Source organism: Bradyrhizobium sp. DOA9 (assembly GCF_000617845.2).
Taxonomy (GTDB): Bacteria; Pseudomonadota; Alphaproteobacteria; order Rhizobiales; family Xanthobacteraceae; genus Bradyrhizobium.
In genome coordinates this window covers 215,155-240,628 of the sequence record NZ_DF820426.1, presented here as the reverse complement: position 1 = coordinate 240,628, position 25,474 = coordinate 215,155, and the positions used below count along the sequence as shown (strand labels likewise).

At 58.5% G+C, this 25,474-nt stretch carries 15 protein-coding genes, 8 pseudogenes and 1 riboswitch; of the genes and pseudogenes, 11 read left to right on the top strand and 12 right to left on the bottom strand.

Going from position 1 to position 25,474, the window contains the following annotated elements; all coding sequences use genetic code 11:
- Positions 1-2: 2 nt before the first annotated feature.
- The 7 genes and pseudogenes from BDOA9_RS34400 to BDOA9_RS34360 all read right to left on the bottom strand — a co-directional run bounded on the left by BDOA9_RS34400 (position 3) and on the right by BDOA9_RS34360 (position 7,549).
- Positions 3-803: an ABC transporter permease gene (locus BDOA9_RS34400; protein WP_025038492.1), complete on the bottom strand. Its 801-nt coding sequence runs from the start codon at positions 801-803 to the stop codon at positions 3-5.
- Positions 793-1,647: an ABC transporter permease gene (locus BDOA9_RS34395; protein WP_025038491.1), complete on the bottom strand. Its 855-nt coding sequence runs from the start codon at positions 1,645-1,647 to the stop codon at positions 793-795. Before BDOA9_RS34395 ends, BDOA9_RS34400 begins: the two co-directional genes overlap by 11 nt.
- Positions 1,648-1,796: 149 nt before the next feature.
- Positions 1,797-2,837 (bottom strand): extracellular solute-binding protein, encoded by a 1,041-nt coding sequence (locus BDOA9_RS34390; protein ID WP_082847970.1) that lies wholly within the window; start codon positions 2,835-2,837, stop codon positions 1,797-1,799.
- A 419-nt stretch (positions 2,838-3,256) separates the two neighbouring features.
- Positions 3,257-3,686, bottom strand: a pseudogene (locus BDOA9_RS39665) (CopG family transcriptional regulator).
- A 10-nt stretch (positions 3,687-3,696) separates the two neighbouring features.
- A pseudogene (gene traG / locus BDOA9_RS36530) lies at positions 3,697-5,659 on the bottom strand (IncP-type conjugal transfer protein TraG).
- A 214-nt stretch (positions 5,660-5,873) separates the two neighbouring features.
- Entirely contained in the window at positions 5,874-6,356 is a 483-nt protein-coding gene (locus BDOA9_RS40065) for a DUF3363 domain-containing protein (protein ID WP_025038488.1), read from the bottom strand.
- Between the two features lie 963 nt (positions 6,357-7,319).
- Positions 7,320-7,549 (bottom strand): annotated as a pseudogene (locus BDOA9_RS34360) (DUF736 domain-containing protein).
- 532 nt (positions 7,550-8,081) lie between these two features.
- Between BDOA9_RS34360 and BDOA9_RS34355 the strand changes: the two are divergent.
- From BDOA9_RS34355 to BDOA9_RS40220, 5 genes are all read left to right on the top strand, one after another.
- Entirely contained in the window at positions 8,082-9,653 is a 1,572-nt protein-coding gene (locus BDOA9_RS34355) for an MFS transporter (protein ID WP_244521646.1), read from the top strand.
- Positions 9,654-10,347: 694 nt separating this feature from the next.
- Positions 10,348-10,695, top strand: a complete 348-nt coding sequence (locus tag BDOA9_RS40225) for a transporter substrate-binding domain-containing protein (protein ID WP_082847969.1) — start codon at positions 10,348-10,350, stop codon at positions 10,693-10,695.
- Positions 10,590-11,000 (top strand): hypothetical protein, encoded by a 411-nt coding sequence (locus tag BDOA9_RS38415; protein WP_025038484.1) that lies wholly within the window; start codon positions 10,590-10,592, stop codon positions 10,998-11,000. The genes BDOA9_RS40225 and BDOA9_RS38415 overlap by 106 nt, the downstream gene beginning before the upstream one ends.
- 132 nt (positions 11,001-11,132) lie before the next feature.
- Positions 11,133-12,083, top strand: a complete 951-nt coding sequence (locus BDOA9_RS34345) for a trans-sulfuration enzyme family protein (protein ID WP_082847967.1) — start codon at positions 11,133-11,135, stop codon at positions 12,081-12,083.
- Between the two features lie 274 nt (positions 12,084-12,357).
- Positions 12,358-12,457, top strand: a riboswitch (glycine riboswitch).
- A 106-nt stretch (positions 12,458-12,563) separates the two neighbouring features.
- Complete coding sequence (locus tag BDOA9_RS40220; RefSeq protein WP_445291831.1) at positions 12,564-12,845, top strand: FAD-dependent oxidoreductase; 282 nt, start codon at positions 12,564-12,566, stop codon at positions 12,843-12,845.
- A 25-nt stretch (positions 12,846-12,870) separates the two neighbouring features.
- Here BDOA9_RS40220 and BDOA9_RS39660 read toward each other — a convergent pair whose 3' ends face one another.
- Positions 12,871-13,200, bottom strand: a complete 330-nt coding sequence (locus BDOA9_RS39660; RefSeq protein WP_244521656.1) for a hypothetical protein — start codon at positions 13,198-13,200, stop codon at positions 12,871-12,873.
- Here BDOA9_RS39660 and BDOA9_RS34335 point away from each other — a divergent pair.
- Positions 13,187-14,005: pseudogene (locus tag BDOA9_RS34335) on the top strand (IS5 family transposase). The gene BDOA9_RS39660 and the pseudogene BDOA9_RS34335 sit on opposite strands and share 14 nt — an antisense overlap.
- A 167-nt stretch (positions 14,006-14,172) precedes the next feature.
- Here BDOA9_RS34335 and BDOA9_RS38410 read toward each other — a convergent pair.
- Positions 14,173-14,571 (bottom strand): annotated as a pseudogene (locus tag BDOA9_RS38410) (ArdC-like ssDNA-binding domain-containing protein); the annotation flags it as partial.
- A gap of 789 nt (positions 14,572-15,360) precedes the next feature.
- Between BDOA9_RS38410 and BDOA9_RS34325 the strand changes: the two are divergent.
- Positions 15,361-16,731, top strand: a complete 1,371-nt coding sequence (locus BDOA9_RS34325; RefSeq protein WP_025038480.1) for an aminotransferase — start codon at positions 15,361-15,363, stop codon at positions 16,729-16,731.
- A gap of 924 nt (positions 16,732-17,655) precedes the next feature.
- Here the strand turns inward: BDOA9_RS34325 and BDOA9_RS37140 are convergent.
- A pseudogene (locus tag BDOA9_RS37140) lies at positions 17,656-18,616 on the bottom strand (transposase); the annotation flags it as partial.
- Positions 18,617-19,142: 526 nt separating this feature from the next.
- Between BDOA9_RS37140 and BDOA9_RS34320 the strand changes: the two are divergent.
- The gene (locus tag BDOA9_RS34320; RefSeq protein ID WP_152033725.1) at positions 19,143-19,697 is read left to right on the top strand and encodes a hypothetical protein; all 555 of its coding nucleotides are present in this window, start codon (positions 19,143-19,145) and stop codon (positions 19,695-19,697) included.
- Between the two features lie 1,373 nt (positions 19,698-21,070).
- On the opposite strand, the gene BDOA9_RS34310 is transcribed toward BDOA9_RS34320, so the two are convergent.
- Positions 21,071-22,260 (bottom strand): IS3 family transposase gene (locus BDOA9_RS34310; protein ID WP_152033764.1). Its coding sequence is split into 2 segments (ribosomal slippage): positions 21,071-22,014 and positions 22,014-22,260, totalling 1,191 coding nucleotides; the frame shifts between segments, so codons are not numbered across the junction.
- A 215-nt stretch (positions 22,261-22,475) separates the two neighbouring features.
- Here BDOA9_RS34310 and BDOA9_RS40215 point away from each other — a divergent pair.
- Positions 22,476-22,985 (top strand): SET domain-containing protein, encoded by a 510-nt coding sequence (locus BDOA9_RS40215; protein ID WP_082847966.1) that lies wholly within the window; start codon positions 22,476-22,478, stop codon positions 22,983-22,985.
- Between the two features lie 99 nt (positions 22,986-23,084).
- Complete coding sequence (locus BDOA9_RS34300) at positions 23,085-23,960, top strand: DUF2156 domain-containing protein (RefSeq protein ID WP_025038475.1); 876 nt, start codon at positions 23,085-23,087, stop codon at positions 23,958-23,960.
- A 195-nt stretch (positions 23,961-24,155) separates the two neighbouring features.
- Here the strand turns inward: BDOA9_RS34300 and BDOA9_RS39655 are convergent.
- Positions 24,156-24,886: pseudogene (locus BDOA9_RS39655) on the bottom strand (integrase core domain-containing protein); the annotation flags it as partial.
- Positions 24,887-25,059: 173 nt separating this feature from the next.
- Between BDOA9_RS39655 and BDOA9_RS39650 the strand changes: the two are divergent.
- A pseudogene (locus BDOA9_RS39650) lies at positions 25,060-25,312 on the top strand (DDE-type integrase/transposase/recombinase); the annotation flags it as partial.
- Positions 25,313-25,474: the final 162 nt, after the last annotated feature.

Sequence of the window (25,474 nt, the reverse complement as noted above, 5' to 3'; positions counted from 1 at the left end):
GGTCATACCGATCGGTCCATTCCCACGAGGCGATCTACGATCAAAAGGGTAATCATGGTGACAAAGACGACCAAGCTGGAAACAGCAGCGATGGTTGGGTCTGAGCTGCTTTCGACGTATGTGAATATCTGGACCGGCAGGGTCGTAGCGCCCGAATAGCCCAAGAAAACAGAAAGAGTCACGTTGCCAAAAGACGTGACAAAGGCAAAAACGGCAGCTGTCAGCAGGCTTGGTGCGAGAAGCGGAATAGTAACACGCCACAGAACCCGAAGAGGCCGCGTACGCAGGTTCAAGGCGGCTTGCTCAAGGCTGGGATCCAGGAGTTCAAGACCGGTCGTCAGGGTTCGCACGACGTAGGGCAGCATGATCAGGACGTGCCCGCCGAGAAGGCCTATATATGATTGGTTAAGGTGGAGCCAGGAAAGAAATTGCAGAATAGCGAGTCCAAGGACCACCGCTGGAATGACGAGAGGCGAAAGGATTATGCTCTGAAGCGTACTACGAAAGGGTAGCTTGTAGCGATTGAGTGCATACGCCGTGCAAAATCCGATGAGAAGCGCCAAAAAGGTCGCGATCAGCGCGAGATGCGTGCTTGTCCACAGTGCACTCATGAACGGTTGGCTGGCGATGGCTGTGAAGTACCAACGTAAGGACAATCCGTTGGGAGGAAAGCTTAAGTTAGCATCACCCGTGAATGAGACAGCCACAACAATGGCTGCCGGAAGGATAAGCATCAAATAAACGAGCGAGCGGACCACCAGACCTGCTACTCCGAGTGCTCGATCTGCTGCGTCAAGTCGCATTAGGTTTGCTCTTGCGAATTAGTTTTTTGGCGAAGTAGGCGTTAACGACAGCCAGTAGGGCGAGAACTAGAACGAGCAACACCATGGCGCTCGCCGATCCGAACGGCCAATTGAGTACGATCATGATCTGCTCGTAGATCAAACTACCAAGCATTTGGACACGGTTGCCGCCGATCAAGCGCGGGGTCATGAACGCGGAAACCGTCAAGGCAAAGACGAGCGAGAGTCCATTGGCAATTCCCGGGAGAGCGAGCGGAATGATAACCCGCCGAAAGGTCGTGAACCTGTTCGCGCGCAGGTTGGCCGCCGCGTGTTCAAGGGTGCTGTCGATTTGAGAGATGACACTCATGATGGAAAGGATCATGAAAGGCAGAAATTGCTGGACGAGCACCACGAGAACAGCTCCTCGATTAAATAGGAGCCGCTGAGGTTCGTCGATGATGCCTATTGCAAGGCCAATTGTGTTTACGAGCCCAGATCGTCCCAGAATCACCATCCAGCCGAAGATGACGACTACGAGGCTCAGAGTTAAAGGCAGAATGACCAAAAGTAACCGAAGGCGCCTTTGCTTGGGGGGCAGTCTAGCCAAAGAATATCCGACGGGAAATCCGATAATCAGAGTTATGAGCGCAACGACGATGCCATAACCGATGGTCTCGAGAAGCACTCCGACATAGTAGGAATCAAGAAAAAACGTCGCGTACTGTTCGAATGAGAACCCGGAGCCGTTGAACGGGGTGGACCCATGAAAGAAACTAGCGCGGATCAACCCAAGCGCCGGCCCGACTAAGAAGACAAGCAGCAATACGATACTGGGAGCGATGAGGAGCGGCCACGCCGGCATGGGGAGCCGTTGACTCGATGGACGAGAATTCCTCTTTAATCGGTCTGACATACGAGTTCGTTGATGATTTGTTTGGTTGCCTACTAGCAGCACTCGTTGTAGTCCTCAAAAGAGACCTTCCGCTCAAGTCGCCCCGTGACGACGCTGATCTAGCGCATCTCTCGATTGAACTTATTGAGCCAATCGGCGCGACGTTCGGAAACCGTTGTCCAATCGACGGTCTTCATCTGCGCAACAGCGGCTTCGCCGTACGTAATAACTTCTTGTCCTTCTGGACCTAGATCCAGAGATGTGGTCGGACCGTATCGAAAAAACTTCGCTAGCCCTGCGATCGCTTCGTCTGACACTGCCTGATCCAGATAGGCCCGGACAGCATCCGGATGTTTTGTCCCCTTGACGGGACTCGCATAGGACAACAGGGAGTAAACGCCTTCCTTAGGGCGAACCAGAGCCATCGGGCGGCCAGCTTTGCGCATAGCATGAATCCTGCCGTCCCAAAGTGGAGCGGCCCAAGCCTCTTCCTGCTCCAGCACTTGGACTAGGCTAACGGTAGCAGGCGTGACCGAGACGATATTCGGCTTCACTTTTGAAAGCGCAGCGAAGGCAGGCTCCACGTTGTCGACGCTGCCTCCCCCAGCTTCCGCCATCGCAATGAAATAGAGCATGCCGCCTGTGTTTTCCAGATTCAGCATAGCGACGCGATTTTTCAACGACGGCTCGGCCAGTTCTGCAAACGAGGAGAGTGGCGCCTTGACGCGGCTGGTGTTGTAGGTAAGAACAATCGACGCGATTGAATACGGCAAGCCGAACTGACCGAACTCCCGCATTTTCGGCAGGAGCTTCTTCATGCCTGGTACGGCATCAGCATCGACCGGATCAATCGCTTGAGCTTTGATCAGGTCGGGCATGTTAGGGCTGTCACAAAGAACGATATCGAACGGAGCAGCGCCGGGAGCTGCGAGTATTTTTGCGACGGCCGCAGTCGAACTGCCTGGAGTATAAGTTACTTTTAGTCCTGTACGCTCAGCCAGTGGTCTTGCGATCGTCTCGGTCATGATACGATCGTAATCTCCTCCATAGCTGTTGACGTTTAGGGTAATTCCATCGAAGCGCTTTGACTGTGCTCGGATAGGGAGGGGTGCTGCTATAGCTGCGGCGCCCAGTGCTTTCAAAAATGTCCGACGTTTCATGACAATTCCCCTCCTCCACCTCTAAAGCGAAAATCGTACGTGTTCCGACGCGCCGTTTTTCTCTGAATTTGCGGTAGATCACGCAGGATTGCGCGTCTTTCTCGCCGGAACAGCGCAGAAATACCTCGTGAAAGCCAAAGATAGTGATGGCGACGACCTTCGGACCGTCACAATAGGCGCGGCAATCTGCCGTCGTCTTTCAGCCATTCCCCTTCCGTAGACCTAGCCTGTACCAGTTGTATGCCGCATTTGGCGCAACGCTGGATGGCTGACTGCAGCTGTGCAGCTCTGTCTGCGCCGCGCCGATCTTCAAACGGCCGAAGTACAGAGAGATAGGACCTCATTCAGATCATCGGGCTGCCGTGAGCTACTGTCAACGCTTCAGGGTGCCTGAAGGCCCAGCTATGCCGCACGGGGATCTATTCAAACGCCTTTGTAGCGGGCATATGGATGCTGACCTCCTTGAGGACGCTGGATCCGCTTGCGAGCCGCCGCCCGAGTGCGTCAATGAAGCGGTCGTATCTCTCGCCGCCTTTGGCGCGCGCGGCCGGGCGTGAATGTTCCGGCAACGCAGGGGTTGAGGTCAGCCAGAAGCGGATGAACAGGTGAGCAGGCCGATGGTCTCGAGCGTGATGCCATCATTGCGCTCGAGGCGCTCCAGGAGCCGCACGATGCGGTCCAGCCGCTTCGCAATGGCCGCTTCCCGCCGGTCCGAATCGTCAGGGGAAGGGAAGGAGGCTATCGCGGCTTCGAGGACCAGCGACTGTGCCTTCCGCGTTGATGTGCGAATGACTGAAGCGCTTTGTGCGTCTCCGGTTTGAGATAGACGCTGAGCTGAATCGTTTTCATTTTGCGCAGCTCAGAGTTCCATATCTTCATCTGGGTCAAGGCTGGCCGCTTGCGCAACGCCCTGCATCGACTGGATCAGTGTTCTCGCCTGGACTGCGTGCATCCGAGTCGTCGAGGTTGGGATCGAACTCGTGATCACTGACTGGGGCCTTGATCAAAATCTCATTATGCGCACCCAACTCAGGTTTGCGGCGCAGGCCGCCGCTCGTGTCATTGCTTCTCCCCTTGCGCCCGCTCATCAGCCCAGCGGAGGGGCGAATGGGGGCGTGGGCTGACCAATCATCTGGACGAGAAGAGGCACGGGTTGGCGCGGGACGAAGCGGCTTCATAACGCGCCGCAGGTACTGCGGATCCTCGTAATAGTGAATCTTGGTCGCCCGCACCGGATGCACACCCGAGATCATGACGATCCCTTCGTGAAGGCGAAAGTTGCATGACTTCGCCAGGCGTGAGGAGCGGACGTGACGTCTCCTGCCGGCTGACCATCAAGTGACCGAGTCAAGGGCTCAAGCGGTGTCCCGCATAGTTTTGCATGACGCGCAGCTCGGTTGCGGTTCCAAGCGCGTCGGAGACGCGCCTCGCGGTGCGCTCGTAGTTCGTGGAAAAGGCAATCCGGACGTGGCAATTGTCGAGAATGGCATGGTTCGGGCCGTAGGCCCGTTCGAGCTGGTTCGGGCTCTGTGTGATCAGGAAGCTGCGGATGCCGTAGCCCGCCATGAACGCAAGCTGGCTTTCAAAGAAATCGAGCCGGCCGAGGGCTGCAAACTCGTCCAGCATCAGGAGCAGCCTCTGCCCGCGTCGCTCTTGATCGAGGCTTTCGGTCAAGCGCCGTCCGATCTGGTTGAGGATCAGCCGCATCAGGGGCGTGGTTCGGACGATGTCTGAAGGCGGCACGACGAGATAGCGCGAGACGGGCTCGAGCCGTCGACAAGATCGGGGATGCGCCAATCGCTTCTAGCGGTGATTTTCGTAACGACGGGATCGCGATAAAGACCAAGGAAGCTCATCGCAGTCGAGAGCACGCCGGATCGTTCGTTCTCGCTCTTGTTGAGAAGCTCGCGCGCCGCGGAGGCGACGACAGGATGCACGCCGGTTTCAAGGTGAGGCGTAGCCAGCATGGCGTTGAGGGTGGCCTCGATCGGGCGCGACGGGTCCGCCAGAAAGTTCGCGACGCCGCGAGCGTCTTGTCGGCTTCGGCGTAAAGGACGGGGAGGATGGCACCGACCAAAAGGGAGTGTCTGGTCTTTTCCCATGATTGCGGCGTTCCAGGGCCCCTTTTCAACCAGGATATCGCGATGTTCTGGGCGTCCCTCACCTCGCAATCGCCGCGGCGGATCTCAAGCAGTGGTTTGTAGGCGGGCGCTCGCCGGATTGGTCGGATCGAACAGCAATACGGTCCCGAATTGAGTGCCATCCAGAGGTCAATTGGAAGTTCTCGCCCTTGATATCGTGGATAATCGTTGACGCCGGCGATGTGAGCAGGGTCGGAATGATGAGGCCAACACCGTTTCCGGAGCGCGTCGGGGCAAAGCAAAGGACATGCTCTGGCCCGTCGTGACGAAGATAACGGCCTTCAAAGCGGCCGAGCACGATCCCGTCATGACCCAGGAGCCCTGCCCGTTCACTTCCTGCATATGGGCCCACCGTTGCCAAGCAGTAGGTGTGACGTTCTTCCCCTCGCCGGCGCGCAGGACCGAAAGCGCCATGGCAAGCGCGATGTGCGATGCCGCCGCTTGCGGCGATGGCTCCGCCTTCCACAAAAGTCCGCGGCGCGTAGGCACCAAACTTGAACCACCACTCAAAAAGGCCGCCGGCTGATAGACGGGCCAACCACCAACCGTGAACCATGGCGCCCCGAGGCGTGGCTGAAACGGAAGCCGCCAGGCGGTCCATTCGGTCGATGCCCAGAGAAACGCAAGCACAACCAAGCAGAACAGGAAAACCTGGTGCCAGATGATCTTTGTCGCTGACATGGATCGTGCCTTTCGGCCCATCTCCAGCTGGCAAGTGCAAGCGCTCGCACGTCGCGCTCGCGCGCGTTCTGGCGCAAACATAGGCAGCTGCGATTGAGTAGAACGCCAGGGGGCTCAGATTCCCGTTGCGGCAACGGCGCCGGGGCCCAACCAGGGGAAAAGGAGCTTGCCAAGAGCGCTTTCATGCATACGGCTGGACCTCCCAAGGCGGCTATCAACGCGAAAGGCCGCGTTTGCGCCCAAAGGACCAATCGACGCTTCCCGACCCTGCGATGCTGCTGACTTGCCTGCCCAATTCATGCTCAAGCGAGGGGATCCAGGGAACGAGCTCAAAGCCGAGGCCATTATCAATCATGGCAAAGCGTCCCGAGGCCGGGGACAGCCTTCGGCGGTAAATGCCGGAAACTTGTTCACCGGATTCGGCGGGCTTTTGCGATAGCCCGGTCTCTTCGGCAAGACGGCGACCGACGAGATCGAGCTCACGGTTTCGCAAGGTCTCCATCAGATTGCGGCCGAGCCGGACTTTGTTGACGTCGCGCTGGGCGAGTCCTTTCGCGGTCAGCACGTCGATCCGCTGTTCCAAGGCGATTCGGACTTCCGCGCCAAAGCCGGCTCGCGAGAGTTCGGCAGGCTCTCGCGCGCCAAGCTGGCGATCGAGCCATGTCGCGCCTTCCGCAACAATCTGTTTGTCGAGCATGAGCTCCGACCTAATCGCAAGGGCGGTGCGCGCGCCCGGCCTGTGGCGTCCTCGAAGCGCCGAAGCTCGACGATACCACCAAGCCGCCCATCGCCGGCAGCATCGATGTCGGGCAGTTTGAGATGATGGAGGCGGCCATCGATCGCGTCGACGATTGCAAACGCGCTTCAAGGAGGCCTTCCGCGCCTGCGGCTTGACGGGCCAACATCCGGTCGTGCCTGGTCCATCGCTCTGCGGTGACTTCGGCTTCAAAGGCTTAGCGGATTTCAAGATCGGAGCGTGGACCGAACTCGAGGGTGACGAGATCAGCGGCGCGCGCGCAGGCCTCGGGTGATATAATCGCGGCTAATCACGAGATCTTTGCCGTCGTCGGCGCGGCCGGTACGAAGATATGGATGTGCGGGTGCTCGGTGTTCCAGTGGTCGACCGCAACCCAGTCAAGCCGGGATCCGAGGTCGCGGGAGGCCTGGTCCATGAGCTCACGGGTGAAGCTCTGCAAAATTGCGAGCTCGCTTGCATTATCAGGCGACACGATGAAGCGGAAGTGATGCCGGTCGCCTTCACAGCGTGCGGCGAAGGCGCGGCCGTCGGCTTCCTCTCCGACAGCGCCAAAGAGTTTGCCCGGCGCTCCGCCCCGGGTCGCGCCGTCTCGCTACAGGTAACCTAGATGGGCCGCAACGCCCCTGGCGACCTCGTTCGTCGCACCAGCCTCGCCTTGACCATGGCGCTGCGAGCGCGCCCGCCTAGCATTCGCGACGCGGCCAGGCTTGCCGCCTGCCCTCGTCCGAACCTCTTGCAGCCGCCGTAAGAGGCACCAGGAAGAAACGCGCGGCCCGCGCCGCCCGACACGGGCAGCTTAAGCATCGTTCTCGCCGCCTATCAAATTGGGGTCCAAAGCCTTCAGTTTCGTATAGCGGGAAAGGCTGCCCGCCCGGCTAACCGGGCGGGGCTTGGCGGACGAAGTTACTCGCCGTTCTCGCGGGGCCGTGACCAGAGCAGGTTGTAGCCTTCGCCGCCTTCGTCGTCGAACAGGTTGGCGTAGATCGGCGCGTTGAAGGAGGGATCGTCGAGCTTGAGCGAGAGGTAATCACGCCTCGCTTCGACCAGGCTGCCCCAATCTCGGCCCGGCCCACATAGATGCGTTGGCTGGGGGCGTTCTCGTTGGAGCGGTTGGTCTCGGCGATGATGCGCACGCACTTGGCCTGCAGGCTCAGGGTCATGATCTCGCCCTGGACAGCTTTGTCGTCCTTCAGCATGAGGCTTATCATGCGGGCCTGTTCGACAATCAAATAGGCCCGACACACGTTTGTGGTGGCCGTAAGACGGCGCGCGGCGGTTGTTCACCACCTTCCCAAGCAGGTGCGGCTCTCGAAAGGCTGTTATATACATGCCCCCGTCCGACCGATGCAGATTGCGGCCACGCAAGTGAATCCCTCAAGCGTCAGCTTAGGGGCAGATTTTCCCAGGCGCAGCAATCCGCCGTCGAGAGGGTCGTCATCAGTGCAATTCTGCGGTGGGTCTTGGTATTCTCTTTGATGCGTGAATCGGTAGGATCGCGAAAGGTCCGCCGAAAGGCAGATGTTCGTGTGTCCAGATAGCTCGCTTCGCTCATTGACTGGCTCCGCCCCGGATCCGGGGGAGCCGAAAGGCCGATCGAAAACGGAAGCAACGGAGCCGGGTTCGTCTGAGCCTGAAGGCCACCTCCGCTCCGCCAGGGCAGGTCGCATTCTTGCCCCTCTGCGTCACCACACATTCCGCCGTATTTGGTTCGCGAGCCTGATCTCAAATCTCGGCAGCCTGGTCCAGGGCGTCGGGGTGGCATGGGCGATGACGGAGATGTCGAGGTCAGCGGACCGGGTTGCCCTGGTCCAAACGGCTCTGGGGCTCCCGGTGATGCTGATTGCCATTCCGGCCGGTGCAATCGCAGACCTGCATGATCGGCGCGTCGTGGCATTGATTTCACTCGGCATTGCCTTGGCCGCCAGCGCGACCCTAGCGATACTCGCTTGGTTAGGATTGCTTACGCCGGACCTTCTGCTTGGGCTCTGCTTTGCAGCCGGGTGTGGCACCGCGATGTTGGGACCCGCATGGCAGGCGGCAGTGGGCGAGCAGGTGCCAGCGGAGGCTCTGCCGGCAGCAGTCGCCTTGAACGGCATCAGCTACAACATCGCCCGGAGCGCCGGTCCAGCAATCGGCGGCATCATAGTGGCCTCCGCCGGGACTGTGGCCGCGTTCGCATTTAATACGATCTCGTTCGTGCCACTTTTCGCGGCGCTCTATTTGTGGAAGCGCGCAAGCGAGCGGTCTCGCCTCCCGCCGGAACGGCTTGGGCATGCCATCCTTTTGGGGGTCCGCTACATCACGAATTCGCCACCTATTATGATCGTGTTGGTCCGAACGGTCATCTTCGGGTTGGTCAGCGGAGCGATCCTGGCGCTGTTGCCACTGGTCGTACGTGATCGCCTCCTCGGCAGCGCACCAACGTACGGGGTAATGCTGGGCGCCTTTGGCCTCGGAGCCATTCTGGGAGCGGCCAATATCTCACTGGTGCGCGAGCGCTTGAGTAGCGAAGCCGCCATGAGGTGCTGCGCGCTCTCCATGGCGGCGGGTATTGCAGTTCTGGCACTCAGCCACACTCCGTTCTTGGCTGCGTTTGGATTGGTTCTGGCTGGTACAGGGTGGACGCTGTCTTGGACGCTGCTGAACATCGGCGTACAACTTTCTGCACCCCGCTGGGTCGCCGCGCGGTCTCTGGCGGCCTACCAGGCCGCCGCATCCGGCGGTCTTGCTGTAGGTAGCTGGGGGTGGGGACACCTCACCGACATCGCCGGCGTTGAAACAGCCCTGCTTGTTGCAGCCTCGCTGATGCTATCATCTCCCCTCCTCGGTCTAAGATTTCGAATGCCTTCTGTTGGTGAAGGCGCCGAAGAGGGAAGCCTTCTCGAAGATCCGCAGGTGCGGTTGCCGGTCAGGGGACGCGACGGGCCTGTGGTGATTGAAATCGAATATCGGGTGGAGCAGAAAAACGCGCCGCAGTTTCGACAAGAAATGCTGGAGCTTCGGCTCGTCCGGCAGCGCAATGGCGCCTATGGCTGGTCGATCGCCCGAAACATGGCCGATCCGGAAATATGGATCGAGCGTTATCACTTCCACACGTGGCACGACTATCTGCGGCAGCGGAACCGCTCCACGCTGGCCGAGCGCGCTCTGGAAGACGGCGTGATAAAAGACTACCATTTTGGTCCCGGCAAAGTGCGTGTGCGCCGCACAATCGAGAGAGTGTTGCTCGGGGAGTAGCTTGACTATCGGCAGTTGCGGACAACCGGCTGATGCGGCCGCGGTGCCGAGTATCGGCGGGATCTGGCGCTCCAATCGAGATCTAGCCCAGGACGGGCCGGCTTGGCCGCCGAGTCACTCGCCATTCTTGCGCAACCTCGACCTGAGGGCAGGCTGTAGCCTTCGTTGTCGTCGAACAGGCGCGTATATATCGGCGCGGTGAACGCGAGATCGTTCAGGCGTGAGCAAGAGGCCAGCCGAGCTGCCTTCGGAAAGCCTTGACCAAATTCCACCTCTCGCGGAGCATAGCTTGACGCCGATTATGCGCAGCGGGGGCTTTGGGAAGGCAATAGCTGGTGGTCCCGGCTTTCCGGATCGTTTGCGGTCCTCTCGGCCTGCTGCCGGCGCCGCCAGACGCCTTGAGGTGCGCTGGTGGTGGCGCGAGCCCTGCGGCGAAATGCGCCGTGAGATTGCAAGCGCCGCCTTGATGGCGGTGTTATAGGCGCTGCCGGATGCAGGACATTGCGCAGCTTCTCTGCTGCCTTCACAAACCGCGACCATGGGCGGCCTCTTGGGTGATTGCGAGCCCCTGGGATTTCAGGTGTTTTATGCCCTATCAACGCTGATTTGACAAAAAATCACACCTAATGGACCCGCCGATAAACCGACCTAGGAGGGCTTAGGGACGGAAAGTTACCGAACCGCGAGAAGGGCCCTGCTGGTAGGCGCGCTGTCTTTCGCATTTGCAGCCAAAATATATAATGTCGCGCGGTGGGGCTTTAAAAACGAAGATGGTTCGGTATCGGGAATCCACCCTGACATCCTGAGAGCTGTTCTGGCTGCGATGAGCATTAATGACGCCGACTTTGCCATTGTCGAATTTCCTGCATTGATTTCGAGTCTGGTGTCCAAACGCACCGATGTCGTCGCAACCGGTATGGCGATAACACCCGTGCGATGTCACAGGTCATCTTCACCGAGCCGATCTTGCAATTGGCGACCCGCTTGTGGTTCTCCCGGGCAATCCGAAGGAGATTCACAGCTTCACGGACATCGCGAATAACCCTACGCTCCGCGTCGGCGGCGCCGCGCACTATTATCGGTAGCCTGAAGGATCCTAACGTCAAGGGATTGGAACGCGCTGAGCCGTTCAAGGAAGTTGTGGATGGCAAACAGGTGGTCAACTACTCGTCCTTTGGCTTTCGTCCGGAGGACAAAGGCTTCAGAGACCTGATCGATCAAGGTCTCGCCCAGAAAAATCGAGAGGGCGTCATCGCTAAGACCATCATGAGCTTCGGCTTCCCGGGGCGGGAAGCAACGCCCACCGATGTGACGGCGAAAGAGCTTTGCGGAAGCGTCTATCGCTAGCGACGCTATGAGTGCTCGGGCCGCTCGCGCATTTGCGCCTCAGCACAGCACGCGGCTCTTTCCCGTCAGGTACTTATCGCCGGGAACGATCCTGATCATTCCCGGCGGCAAATCAGAATCGTTGAATTTTAAGTGGTCACGGACTTGAGCTCAAATAGCAACGGCACGCGGTGTGTGGTACCGCCCACCGCTTCGCTTGATGGATTCGCCAGCCTCTCAGTACCGGTCTACCGGGCATCGACGATTGTTTTCCCAAACGCTGCGGCTTGTCGCGCGCGCGGCGCGATCGCCGGACGGCTATACTTATGGCCTCGCTGGAACGCCCACAACGAGAGCGCTAGAGGGACAACTCGCGGAAATTCACCCGCGGCCCGCTCGATCATCGTGCCCTCGGGACAGGCGGCGATAACGACCGTCATGCTCGCCTTATTGAACCATGGCGATCATTTGTTGATCGCTGATAACGTCTATCCCCCAGTGAAGCTCTTCGCGCGGACCATCCTTCAGTCCTTCGGCGCCGAGATCGAATATTTTGATCCGACAGATCCTACCGATCTCGACGCCAGAATTCGACCAGGCGTGACCAAACTAGTCTGGGTCGAATCGCCCGGTTCGACAACAATGGAGATCTGCGATATTCTCGCCATTGCGGCAAGATGCAGAAAGGCTGGCGCATTCCTCGGCTGCGACAATACATGGGCCACTGGTCTGCTTTGTAAACCTCTTAACCTCGTCGTAGACATCGTTGCCGAGGCTGTTACCAAATATGCAGGTGGTCACTCCGACATACATCTCCGTGCGATCATTCTCAATGAGCTTGATCTTTACGCGCGCTTTGGGGCTTTGGGATCTTTGGGCGAAGGCGTCTCCCCCGATGATTGCTCCCACGCCTTGCGCGGCATCCAGACGATGACTCTTCGGTTAAGACACGCTGGCGCCCTCAGCGAGCAGTTTGCACATCGTTTGGAAAGTGCAGGCTTCGCGGTTTTGCACCCCTGCCTTCCGTCCTTCTCGGGCCATGCTCTTTGCAACGTGAGTTTGCGGTTGTTCTGGGGTTTTCATCCTCCTCCTACGGAACGCTGATGCCGGTAAGGTCAATCGCGCCCTCGACCGGCTGAAAACATTCGCCATAGGTGCGTCTTGGGGGGAACGCGAAGCGTTGTGGCACCGATGAGCGTCGAGCGGCAATCGATGCCCCTGAGCATGGATGTAAGCTATATCCGGCTAAACCTTGGCCTGGAAAGTGCTGAAGATCTTTGGCGAGATATCGAGAGAATGTTGGATGTTCTACTTGCCTGAGACTCCAGTCGCAACCACACAAGCCAGGCTTGAGGGGTAGCTGTATCGCTGCGTGATTTCAGGATGAGCGGGAGAGATCGGTCTGGCCCCAGTGCCAGACCGGCGCCGACGGAGCAACCGCCCCGGAAACTCTCAGGCAAAAGTACCGCTTTTTCGAAAGTTAAACTCTGAAAAGTAGGACGACGGTCCTGCGCCGATGGTGAAAGTCGCAGCCCAAATGACTGGGCGCGGTGAAGCTCTCAGGCCAATGACAGAGGGGTGTCAATGAACCCGCATTGCGGGAAAGGAGCACCTATGATCAGGCACCAAAATTCCGGCGTGGCCGTCATCGGCGCGGGTATTACTGGCATCACGATCGCATACAACCTTGCCAGGCGTGGCTGTGAGGTAACCGTCTTCGATCGTCAGCCTTATCCTGCGATTGAAAACATCCTACGCCGATGGTGGACAGCTCTCGGCTTCGAATGCCGAGGTGTGGAACAATTGGGCCACGGTCCTGAAGGGGATAAAATGGATGTTCACGCCGGGAGCCCTGCCCCTCGTTAGTCGGAGGGCCGACTGGCACACACTGTCATGGATGGCGCAGTTCGTTGCGTCCATCCCTAAATACGAAGACAACACGATCACGACGGCGCGCCTCTCGATCGAAGCCCGATCCCATCTCATGCAGATAGCCCGGGAGGAACAAATCGCGATCGATTGCGAGGAACGCGGCATCCTTCACTATCATTGCAGCACGGTCGAATTCGACGCTGCAGCTCGGGTCTTGGCGCTCCTCGCGAAAGGGGACTTGAGCGCCGAGCTGTAACTCCTGAGAGCCTGACCGAAAAAGGGTGAGCGGTTTTGGCTGGCCTATGATTCCTTCGGATTTTTCGAGGGAGGCCACCTTGCCGTGGACCAACGCCGCTCGTATCCAGTATCAGCGCAGTGGACTGCGTTACACAAGTGATCTGACCGATGCGGAGTGGGCGTTGATCGCTCGGAAGATGCCGCCGCGACATTGGGCCGGCTGCGGAAGGTCGATCTGCGCGAGATCGTGCAGGCGATGTTCTATATTCTGTCGAGCGGCTGCCAATGGCGAGCTTTGCCGAAGGAGTTCCCGCCCTACTCGACAGTGCAAGGCTATTTTTACGCTTGGCGCGACACCGGCAGATGGCAGGAGATCGTCGAATTTTTGGTTCGCAAGGCACGCCGGAAGCTTGGCCGAAAGCTCAAACCGACAGCTGCCGTCATCGATGGCAAGCCCGCCTCTACGACGGAGGCCGGCGGGCTACGTGGCTTTGATGCTGGCAAGCGCCTCCATGGGCGCAAGCGCCATATCGTGACGGACACCAACGGTCTTCTGTTGGCCGCGGATGTCCACCCGCCAACATCCAGGATGTCCATGGCGCCGTTCCTCTGTTGGAGCAGCTGCGAGACCGCTTCCCAAGGCTTGAGCATGTCTTTGCCGATCGGATTTATCGCGGTAAGCAGCTCGTCAACGCACTCTCCGACTGCGGACCGTGGACGATCGAGATCGTCGAGCGACCGCCCGGCATCAAGGGCTTCCAACTCCCGCCCAGGCGCTGGGTCGTCGAGCGTACCTTTGCATGGCTCGCAGGTGCCGGCGCCTCTCCAAAGACTTCGAAGGTTCTGCTGCCACCGAGCTCGCCTGGCTGCTTGCTGCCCATTTGAGGCTCACAACTCGCCGCCTCGCTAGAGCCTGAAAACGCTTTTTGAGTCAGGCTCTGAGGAGATCTGCGCGATCGAGCCCTCGTTGAAGGGAATTTCTACGGAGGCTCCGTCGGATTTCACCGGAGACATCCACAAATTTACGGTCGGGCTCGCGCACGTCTGCGTGCAGCGGGGTATAACTATGCGCCTGTCGACGGAGGACATTGAATCGCTTGGGAAACGGCACGGCCTGCGCTTCCTCGCCGTTCTCGCTCGCACGCCGCCGTTCGTCCGCCGGCACAAAGCGGCCGGCATAGGCGACAATTGTGCCGAGTTCGCCCTTGCGGACGTGTCCGCCGAGCGACAACGCCTGGCGGAATGTCAGCCAGCTCTGGCCGGTGAAGGCGCGTTCAATGGCAGCTCCCCAGAGGATCAGAATGTTGATGCCGTTATATTGACGGCCGGTTGCAGCACTTTTCGGCAGAGCCAAAGGCGCCTTCGCCGCCCCCCTGCCCCACGGCTGCACCCAGGGCACTCTGCCGGCCTCCAGCTCGGCGATGATCTTGTTGTTGATCTCGTCATAACGTTTGCTGGTCCTCTCGGGTGCGCGCCTGAGGATAGTGTCTGGATATCGCGGATCTTCGCGACGGGCCGCGAGCCTTTCTCGCAGCTCAGAACCTGGCAGGACAAACCCAAGCCGGCACTCTTACTCTCGGCCCTACTCGCAAGGAAAAGGTGGGGCGTGGCCCAGCAGCGACGCAATCACCGATATGCCAGCAGCAACTGCACCTTTCGAGACATTCAAAGGGGACTGATCGGCCTGTCAATCAGCCTGCAAATTTGGCTCTGACACATTTTTGGTGCAGTCCTTTCATTCGGCGCCGATCAACGATGCAGATCGCGTTGTAGTCCAGAGACACGTCAGGTCCAGCGAGTAATGCAATCAGGATCACGAGTCCAACTTGTTTGGCGACTCGATCAACATGTCACGGCGGGACAGATCGGTGCCCGGTTACTTTCATTTCGTTCGTGCTCGGACTAGCGCGCTCCGGGTCGCCACGTTCACTCTCTCGTGTGCCATTTTCTGGTGAAGCGGTGGGCAATCGTCGCAGCCTGAGCAAGGGCCGTCGAGCCGGTAGCCTTGTAGGTGCTGAATGGTGATTATCTTTCGACCCTACATTCACCTCCTTAGCGCCGCATGGTGGACATCTATGAATGACTTCAGTGTTCAACTGCAAAAACCAGGAGAAGGTCGGCCCCCGACTGCTTATCGCGCTGACTACTAACCATGGCAGGTTCACCCTATCACCGAGTCTTCTATAGCCGACTGGTAGGGCGAACACTGCAATTTCCGGCTAGATGTCTCAAAACGCTGCGAGGCAACATATGAGAGAGGACGAAAGACCAAATGTTCGGAAGCTCTAGTGAACTTGACACCTGGGACCGCGCTCACTTTTTCCATCCGGCGACGCATGCTGGAGCGCATGCGCGCGGCGACTTTCCAGCGTACGTGATTGGCCGAGGAGATGGAGTTTACATCACGGACACGACGGGGCGAACAAGCCTCGACGCCTCCGCAGGTCTCTTTTGTGTGAATGTCGGATACGGTCGCCAGAAGATTGCCGACGCAATTGCAAAGCAAGCCAAGGAGCTTGCCTACTATCACGCTTATATCGGCTACGGCACGGAAGCCCCAATCAGGTTATCAAAAATGATTGTTGATCGTGCGCCAGTCGGCATGAGCCGAGTCTACTTCGGCCTCTCGGGTTCTGATGCGAATGAAACCAACATCAAGCTGGTGTGGTACTACAACAACGTGTTGGGCCGGCCGGAGAAGAAAAAGATCATTTCCCGCTGGCGTGGGTATCACGGGTCAGGCGTCATGACGGGATCGCTGACGGGGCTCGAAGTGTACCACACCGCTTTTGACCTGCCGCGTGCGCCAATTCTGCACACTGAGGCCCCGTATTATTTCAGGCGTACCGACTTGGCCTTGAGTGAAGAGCAATTCGCCCAAGCGTGCGCCGACAAGCTCGAAGAAATGATTTTGGCCGAGGGGCCCGATACGGTTGCGGCATTTATTGGAGAGCCCCTCTTAGGTGCCGGTGGTGTCGTGCCGCCGCCCACTAGTTACTGGGAGAGGGTGCAGTTCGTGCTGAGAAAATATGACATTTTGCTAATTGCGGACGAGGTCGTCACAGGATTTGGCCGCCTTGGCACCATGTTTGGTTCTGAGCACTACGGTATTAGGCCAGACCTAATCACCATATCGAAAGGTCTCACCTCCGCCTACGTACCCCTATCCGCTGTCATCGTCTCCGACAAGATTTGGCAGGTGCTCGTGAAGGGCTCTGATCAACTCGGAATGATGGGACATGGGTGGACTTATTCCGCGCATCCAGTCTGCGCGGCCGCGGGCATTGCAAATCTTGAACTGATCGACGAGATGGGCTTGCTTGCCAATGCTCGCGACACCGGGGCCTATCTCCGCGCAGGATTGTCTGAGGTGCTCGATGGCCACGGAAACGTTGGGGAGGTACGCGGGGACGGGCTCATGGCCGCGGTCGAGTTTCTAAGAGACAAGGATGACCGCGTTCTTTTCGATCCATCGGAAGAGGTTGGTGGGCAGGTGGTCGCCGCCCTATTTGAGCGTGGCGTTATCGGCCGGGCTCTACCGCAAGGGGATATTCTCGGGTTTGCCCCCCCGCTTTGCTTAACAATGAAGGAGGCCGATATCATCATCGATAATACGGCCAAAGCAGTCGATGCCGTGTTCTAGATGAAGATAGGGTTCGGCTGTACGGAGGCTAAACATCCCATACGCCGTAAGGGCGTCGCGAGCGATGAGCTGGGTGTATCGAATCTAATGCGGTCGTATTTGCGCCAATGGTGCATCCTTCGCGCTCTATGCGGGAGCTGCATTACACCGGCCTGGAAGAGGCAGCCGATCCTGCGTTATCGAACCAGGCACTGAGCATATCAGTTTCGATAGTGGGCGGTTTGGAGTAGAGCGTATAGCTCTTGTTCGTCAGGTTCTCGCAAATTTGCATTCTGGCACGGGAGTTGGTCAATTAGTAAAAGGGGTCGAATCTCCGCACCGGGGGCTTGTGGCGAATACGGGTGGTCCATTGCCGCTGGGTCCGCACAATCGCCGATATTTTGAGAGGCAGGTGCGCCCTTATCATATAGCCTGACTAGAACAGAGCGGCGCCCATTGGGGATAATTGCCAAGCAAGTCTGTGCTTGCCAGGCTCTGCCTCTACGAGCAGATCATTGGCAAGTGGAGGCTGCTGCGCGATCCATCAAGATCGTGGTGCAGCGTCGGTCAAATGGGCGGCCCTGGTGGGGCTCGGCACCCATGGAGGCCATAGCCTGACCGGGTTGGGAGGGCCGTCGGCGCTGTCCCATGGAATACCGTCAGTTGACAACGGGACCAGCTGGTTTGGAAAGCGGTCATCTGTCAAGATAAATTTCCTGTCCTGCGGATTCTGCTCGATCCCGCCCTGCATTCCGAGATGATCTCGCCCGTGTGACGAGGCCTCTTCTCGTCGCCATACGGTCCACTCTTCGGCTTTCCTGGATGCCGACGGTTGCGATGCGCCGTTTGCGCGAAAATCGCGACGCGCACCACTTCAGCTCCGTCTCCTGCTAGAGCAGCCCCATTCTTCATGCGCCGAGCTTCGCCATCCCTCGCAAGCCGGCGAAGATGCAGCAACGTTGTGAAGCGTGTCGTGCGCTCAACCAGCGTGCCAATCGCCGAGCTGCCAGACCGAGTATGAGGTCTTGCTCCCAGTGCCCCGGCACCGGGCGATCGGCCGATTCGGCGGGGAGTGACTGATCATTGATCTCCGGCGAGAGCAACGCTCTTGCCCGCCTGAGTGCATGCGCCCTGGGGACCGGTAACACGCGCCCCGTTCGCAAGTAGGCCGACAGTTCGCGGCGTAGTGCTCCCCGCTCCTGAAAAGAGGGCTCGATAGATGGCTTCGTGGCTGATGCACATCGTCTTGTCGTCCGGGAAGTCGATCGGCAGGCGTTGGGCAATCTGCTCTGTGGTCCAACCTTTGCCGATCGCCGATCTTTGCGGGGGCCGTGCCGGTGGCCTTTCCACGGAACAGCCGGGACGAGGAACGGGAGCGCCACTCTGGGCGTGACAACGTCGGCCAGTCGTTGCTCCAAATATGTGCGCAAGGTTGTGATAGGCGCAAGCTTGCTTGGTTTGAGTCGACGGGCCGATCGTTCGGCGTGCCATTGGGCTGTCGATGCACGATACTCCAGGCCGCCGCTGCGCGTCGCGGCATTGCGTCGTAGCTCACGGGAGACGGTCGAGGCGGACCGGCCAAGTCGGCGTCGAATCTCGCGGCCCGAAGGGCCCTTAACGCGAAGAAGTGCAATCTCCTCACGTTCCGCAAACGAGAGGTACCGCTCGGACGGAGGCTTGGTCGAAAGTTCTGAACCTCCCTGGTGCCATGCCGCCCGCCTGTCGGAACAATCTGGTTCCGGCAGGCTGCGACATACCAGCCGCCAATGCAGCATCCTCGCTGTCATCCCTGCGCGATCCCCAACCACGATCTCTGGAGCGCAGATCGCCCCGCTGCTGGCGGTCGTCCCGGTGACAGCAACGGCGCTCGTCCAGAACGGTGTGATCGTTCGTTTCGAATCCCCATCGCAACCTGCTCCTTTCAGGTGTTGCGGCCCGGCGCGACCTCTTCGCCACATCAAGCTTCTACAATCGATTCCGCCATGGGATATATCCCCCGACCGAGAGCGAGCAAATAGCAGCCTACCCCTGTCTGATCTTTTGGAGATCGATATGCATCTGAAGTTCATATGTGCGCCAATAGCGCGTCGCTACAGGTCTTGTTCGACACATACTGTCCGAGTTGCTTTGCGCACGCCGCAAGCGGCCACACCATTCGCGCCTCTCTCATCCTCCAAAGATCGGTAGTGTACCAATGCACTGGCAACAGTGTATTGCAGGGGTCCGCGTGGCTTGGATGCACCTCATCACGTTAGGAAGAGGGTTAGAAAATGCCGTGCTTAGTAGATCCGTTTCGCTTTTCTCGCTCTATCCCAATTCGCGATGAGGCCCTCTCTGAGAAAGGCATTAACTTGCGGATAGGTTTCGATTTTCACGAGTATATCCGAATTACTCAGACGACTCCAACAAAGAGCCCCACTGGACCCACTTTCGTGCCAGATCTCTCGCCAATTGCTCCGGGAAATGGCTATTGGATCATGGGCGTTGATCGTGAAAACGCTGTCGCTATCTTGGCTGCGCAGCGCCTCTACGATCTTTCAGGCAGCAATCTAGCAGATCACTTTCAATCGTTACAGGCGTTCTATGCCGATCCAATCGTACATGCTGATCGCCATTCCCGTTGCATCTGCAGAGCTCCAAGCGCGAAGACTATAACGGGGAAGGTTGCCTATCACGGAGATTATTGGATTCGGGAGGAACTTAGAGGACAGGGCCTGTCGGCAATCATCGCCAGAGTGGCACACGGCCTGTCTTTTGCAATGTGGGCGCCGGACTTTTTGTGTGCGCTTGTGGAGCAATGGGCGCTGGATAAGGGCCTGGTCTCACAATATGCATGCGCGCACTATGAAGCGGACGTATCGATTATGATGGAGGAGGAAGGCGAGATTAAGGACTACATGTATTGGCTGATTTGGCGAACGGGAGAGGAGTTGAGGAACGATTGGCTACAACGGAAACGCGATCATTTAACCCCGCAGTGTCACTGAAGAACGTGGCGTATAATTTAATGCTCGCGGGTTAAGCGATATTCAGTCTGTGCCATACGTGATCGGCGAGAGTCGCACGTTCCGCACAGTACGAGTGCCCGAACAGTCCCAACTCTCGGTGTGGACAGTCGTTGGGGCGTCCAGCCCTGCTGGCACTTCCGAAAGGCGGGAGGGCATGCCACCACCGATGTTCAGATCTTCGGCAAGGCGCTCTCCGAACGGTAGCTCTCGTTGACTGAGCATGAGCGGATCGCGAGCTGCACGGCCATCGGACGTCAAGCTCAACACCACCTTGAGCGCTTTGTGGAAGAGCGACTTTGCCGGCGTCGTCGAGGCTCCAAGCGGGATCCCGTTCCTGATCCCGCCGTTCCATAAGGCCGCCGGCATGGGTCGTGCTAAGCTGGGGGATGGGCCAAAGCTTGAAACCCTGAGCAGATTGCCCGACGTTTGCCGATTGAATCCCCTGACGCCACGACAATGCGATCAGTCACGAAGCTATCCATCAGGCCTTTTCCGCTCAGATCATGCGGCGCTACGCCGCGAGCCAATGGCCTGCTTGCGCAAGGGGCGTGTGCACGCCGGCGGGCCAGGGCTTTGTCTCGCCGGAGATTATGATCAGTGAGCGTCCTGCGAAGCGGCCGATTGAGCGGTGACCGGACTTTGGGTCTTGGCAGCTCGGCAATCGACACGCTGGCCGAGCGCACGACGCGCTCCAAGATGCCCTGTTGCAATTCCCAAGGTTCGCGCGGCAGCGCGAAGCTCGGCGCGCAAACAACGTGCTTGCCCTCGCGGGAGATGTGGCGGAAGTAGTGCGCCACGCACTATCGTTGCTTTGCCGCCTGCACGCCGCGATCGGAATGATGGATCAATCCGGCCAACGTCCACTGCTAGCGGATTGCCATCGACAGCGCGGAAGCGCCGAGGTGGATCCGCATATGGTTGCGCATTACCCAACCGACGATCTTGCGGCTTAAGAGGTTCATGCCGGTAGCGGTTAAGAGCTGCGGTGGCGAAATTCCGTGCGACCAGGATCCGCGCCATTAGGCAGATTGTGATAACTATCGGTGTCGTGGACCCGACGTAGCGGCGCCTAATTGCTCGAAAGCCATGCCGCCACAATCAGCCATTAGATCCGGCCACGGTTGGCTCACGTCCCTGCGTCCACAGCACTGCGTGTGGAGCCGGGACTGCCATAACGTCGGTTGCTCTCGCGGTTGACCTGCCGGGTCTCGGCCAACAGCATAGCATTGGAGGTTGGGCGGGGCTCTCGCAGGGCACTCCCGCCAAGCGTAACCCCATCTATTCGCGTCGTATCGGCCTCGGCGGACCCATGCAGCTCGTAGAGCTGTCCCCGTTGACCTTGCCCCCAAATTTTATCCAGTTTTGAGTTCGCCCCGGTCGTTGGATTTGCCCGGTTGGGCGGTGGGAGCGACGGGAGCTGGCGCGGAGCCTTCGGCATAGCGCAGCGCCAGATCCCGGCGCGGGTGGCAGGTGAAGGCGAACTCGGACGGCGTCTTCCATCCGAGCCGCGAGTGTGGTCGTGCGTCGTTGTAATCGGCGCGCCAGCATCCGAGCGCGACGCGGGTTTGGGCCAGCGACGTGAATAGCGTCTCGTTCAGCAATTCATCGCGCAGCCGGCCGTTGAAGCTCTCGATGAAGGCATTCTGCATGGGCTTGCCCGGCGCGATGTAGTGCCAGTCGACACGGCTCTGGTCGGCCCAGCTGAGGATGGCGTTACTGGTGAACTCGCTGCCGTTGTCGCTGACCACCATCTTCGGCTTGCCGCGCTCCATCACCAGCCGGTCCAGCTCCCGCGCCACGCGGGTGCCGGAGAGCGAGGTGTCGGCCACCAGCGCCAGGCATTCGCGGGTGCAATCATCGACGACGGTAAGGATGCGGAAGCGGCGGCCATCGGTGAGCTGATCCGACACGAAGTCGAGCGACCAGCGGTCGTTCGGCGCCATCGCCACCGTCATCGGCGCCCGGGTCCCGATCGCCCGCTTGCGGCCGCCACGGCGACGCACCGCAAGCCTCTCTTCCCGGTAGAGCCGGAACAGCTTCTTGTGGTTGATCACGTAGCCCTCCCGCTTGAGCAGAACGTGCAGGCGCCGATAGCCGAAGCGACGGCGCTCCTGGGCGATCGCCCTCATGCGCCGGCGAAGGCCGGCTTCGTCCGCCCGAGTTGTCTGGTATCTCATGGTCATGCGGCAGCAGCCGATGGCTTTACACGCCCGCCGTTCGCTCATCCCGTGGGCATCCACGAGATGCGCGACAGCTTTCCGCTTGGCCGCGGACGTCACCACTTCTTTCCCAAGAGGTCCTTCAAGGCCGCGTTGTCCAGCATGGCGTCGGCCAGCAGCCGTTTCAGCCGCGTGTTCTCGTCCTCCAGCGTCTTCAGCCGCTTGGCCTCCGAGACCTCCATCCCACCGAACTTGGCTTTCCATTTGTAGATGCTGGCGTCGCTAACGCCATGCTTGCGGCACAGATCGGCGACCGATACGCCGGCCTCATGCTCCTTCAAAATCCCGATGATCTGTTCTTCCGAAAATCGGCTGCGCTTCATGCTCTGGTCCTTGTCGTAGGCCAGAGCGAACTTCAAACTGGATTAAGCCCGTGGGGCAAGGTCACCGTCGCTTCCGCCGCGAGAAGTCCTTATTTCCTATTTGGGTTGGTAGTGGCGGAACGGAACACCGAATTGTAGATCCAAAGGACGACGCTAAAGATGGCGGAGCCGATGTGGTTCGGACGCAATCAGGACGTGATACCCAGGAGCCGGTGATGACGAATATCCGTGCGTACGAGACCAGTCCTTGGCTCTTCGTGGGGTCATCGAAGATTAATGGACAGGGACTGTATTCAAGAAAACCAATTTCAAGCGGCGCTATAGTGGGAGAGCTCGGTGGCGTCGTCCTAGAGAGGGCAAACAAGAGAACCATTCAGATTGGTCGTGATGAACATCTTTGTAGCGACTACATTGACTTTCTTAATCATAGTTGTCGTCCCAGCGCCTACGTCAGGGTCGCATCTCAGACTATCGTCTTGCAAGCCATAAAGGAGATTGCAAGCGAGAGCGATGAGATAACAATAGATTACAATTGCTCGGAGTACTCTCTTGCCGAGAAGTTCATGTGCCGATGTTGTCAGAAGTCCAATTGGGTTGCTGGATACGGGTATCTAGTCCAAACCAATCAAAATGACTACTTGCGTCGCATAGAAGGAGTTGTGCTTGCTCACCTCGTACGAATGGCAGCAGCATCTCGCGTCGCGCGTTCTAAGCCGAAGCGGTAGTAAGAAACAGACTCGGGGCGCGATAATCACCTCTACTGGGTGCGGGTGTTACGAGAAGCGCGATTGTTGAGGAAGCGGACCCGAGGGAGGCGTATTGCTATGAAGAATATCTCGGATGCGATGCAGACAATATCCATGTCTCAGAAGTCGATCTTCGATCTATTCTTTTCTAGATTTCCGCCCATATGCTGCGAAATGACGTTTGCGAATATTCTTTGTTGGGCTGACGTAAAACATCATCAGTTCTGTATTTATCAGGATCACCTCCTAGTGTGCTATCAACGGAGTTCGGATAATGAATTGCAGTTCTTTCCACCGATAGGAGAGCTTCCTGAAATGATAATGCGTGAGCCGCTACCGGGCCTCACGACGTACCGATGGGTGCGCTTACCAGCTTCACTGTGTCGTGGTCTTGCACGTAGCGCGGTGGTCGAGTTCGATCGCGACAACAGTGACTACTACTACAAAATTGACGAGCTGGTCGCGTTGAAAGGAAAGAAGTTTGAAAGCAAAAGGAATCTTGTTAGGCGATTCGCTGATCTTAAGCCCACCGTGCAGGCTCTGAAAGAGAGTGATGCGGCTGAGTGCATCAGACTTCAAGAGAAATGGCTAAGCGAGCAAGAAGCTGGTCGAAGATCGGCGGAGGAGGAAACCGTCGCCATCAAAGTGGCGTTCCGATACTTTGGTCTGCTGCCCTTGCGGGGAGTGGTGGTAAAGATCGGCGAAAAGCTCGTGGGATTTGCGATCGGTGAGCGGCTCAACACTTCGATGTTTGTGGAACATCATGAGAAAGCTGAACGAGGGTTCAGAGGCGCTTACGAGTACGTTCTTCACGCACTGGCGCGCGAGATTGCCGCAGAAGCGACTTTCCTTAATCGGGGGCAAGATCTTGGAATTTCGGGCTTGCGGCAGACAAAATTGAGCTGGCGTCCAGTCGGAATGGTAGAAAAGTTCAGTCTTATGGTAGGATCATAGCACATGTAGAGGCAGAGCCTGCGAGGCGTTCGCCAAGCTAGTGGCTAAGTCGTGGCGGCGGCGACTGCTACGTGGCGCACGGGCCACCAACTGTTTGTGACCAGAGCCCGGCATTCCTACAAAAATGGGTAGTCCAAACCCGGTGCAGCGAGACCAAACTTTGGACCAGCTGGAATTAGAGTTTTGCGCCTCTGATCACGTTGGCCGGCTGGCAGCGCCGTGTTTTCGCAGCAAAATCGGCGGCCGATTGCCGATCGCCAAGTGGGGCCGTTCCTCGTTTTGGCATCTGCTTCAAGTCTCAACCTTTTCCTGGGCCTCCGCAAGGGACAGAAATCAATGAGCATTGAGACATTCGGCCCGGAAGCGCCCATTGAAGGCTTCGATAAGGGCATTGTCGGTCGGCTTGCCTGGCGAGAGAAGCCCAGCGTGGCGCCGCGCTGGTAGGCCCACAAATGGAGGTCGCGCGACACAAACTCTTGGTCGATGCCAATCGTGGCAGGGATTCTCACTTCATTGCAAAGCCTTTCCAGGACATCCACGACATCGGTGCCGTGCAAGGTGAGCCGCGGCTCCTGCGCCGGCGAGAAGCGAGAGAAGATGTCGGTGATCGAGAGCACCCGGAGCTTGCCCCCGGTTGCCAGTTGGTCATGGACAAGGTCCATCGGCCAGATCTCGTTGGCTCGCGTCGCAGGCAGGCGGTCATCGCGCAGCTTGGCCTTGACCCAGCGCTTTGGCGATTTGTTACGCAATTGCAGGCCCCGTTCGCGATAGACGCGGCGGTTCTTGTTCTGGCCGTGACGCCATCCTTCGCGGCGCAATAGCACATGGACACGGCGATAGGCGGAGCGTACGCGAACATGGCAGATCTCCTCGATCCTAGCTTTGAGGGCCGCCTGGCAGGAGCGACGAAATTTATAGTGACAAGTCTGGACTGCACCCCTGAAGTGAGACACGATAATTACATTGACAGGCATTTCGAGGATGACCTGTGGCAAGAAGAGGAAAGAAGCGTCAGTTTCTGACGGCGTACAAATTGAAGGCGATCAAGCGGGTTGAGCGGGGCGAAGGCGTCCTCCCTGTGGCCTGCGATCTTGGGATCTTCCGCATTCTAGCGATCGTCGACGACTTTACCCGCGAATGCCTGGCGCTGGTTGCCGACGTCGTTGCGCGGCTTGCGTGTGGTGCGCGAGCTCGAGATCGGTTCCCGGCGTGGCGGTCCGGTCATGTGCGTCTCAGACAATGGCACCGACTTCACCGGTGTGGCTGTTCTGCGCTGCTGCCAGGAGATCCGGATCGAGTGGCACTACATTGCACCCGGCAAGCCAACCCAAAACCGTTTCATCGAGAGCTTCATGTATAGACGGCCCCGCGGATGCAAGGGGATTTCAGCAGTACTTTGGATGCCGCTCGGGTGCATTCATGTATACGGCCTGTTTTTGCGACCGATGCCATGGCCGCTGGCCCTGATGGAGATCGCGGATCGGGGCCTCATCAACGGGTCGCGCTTGTTGCGC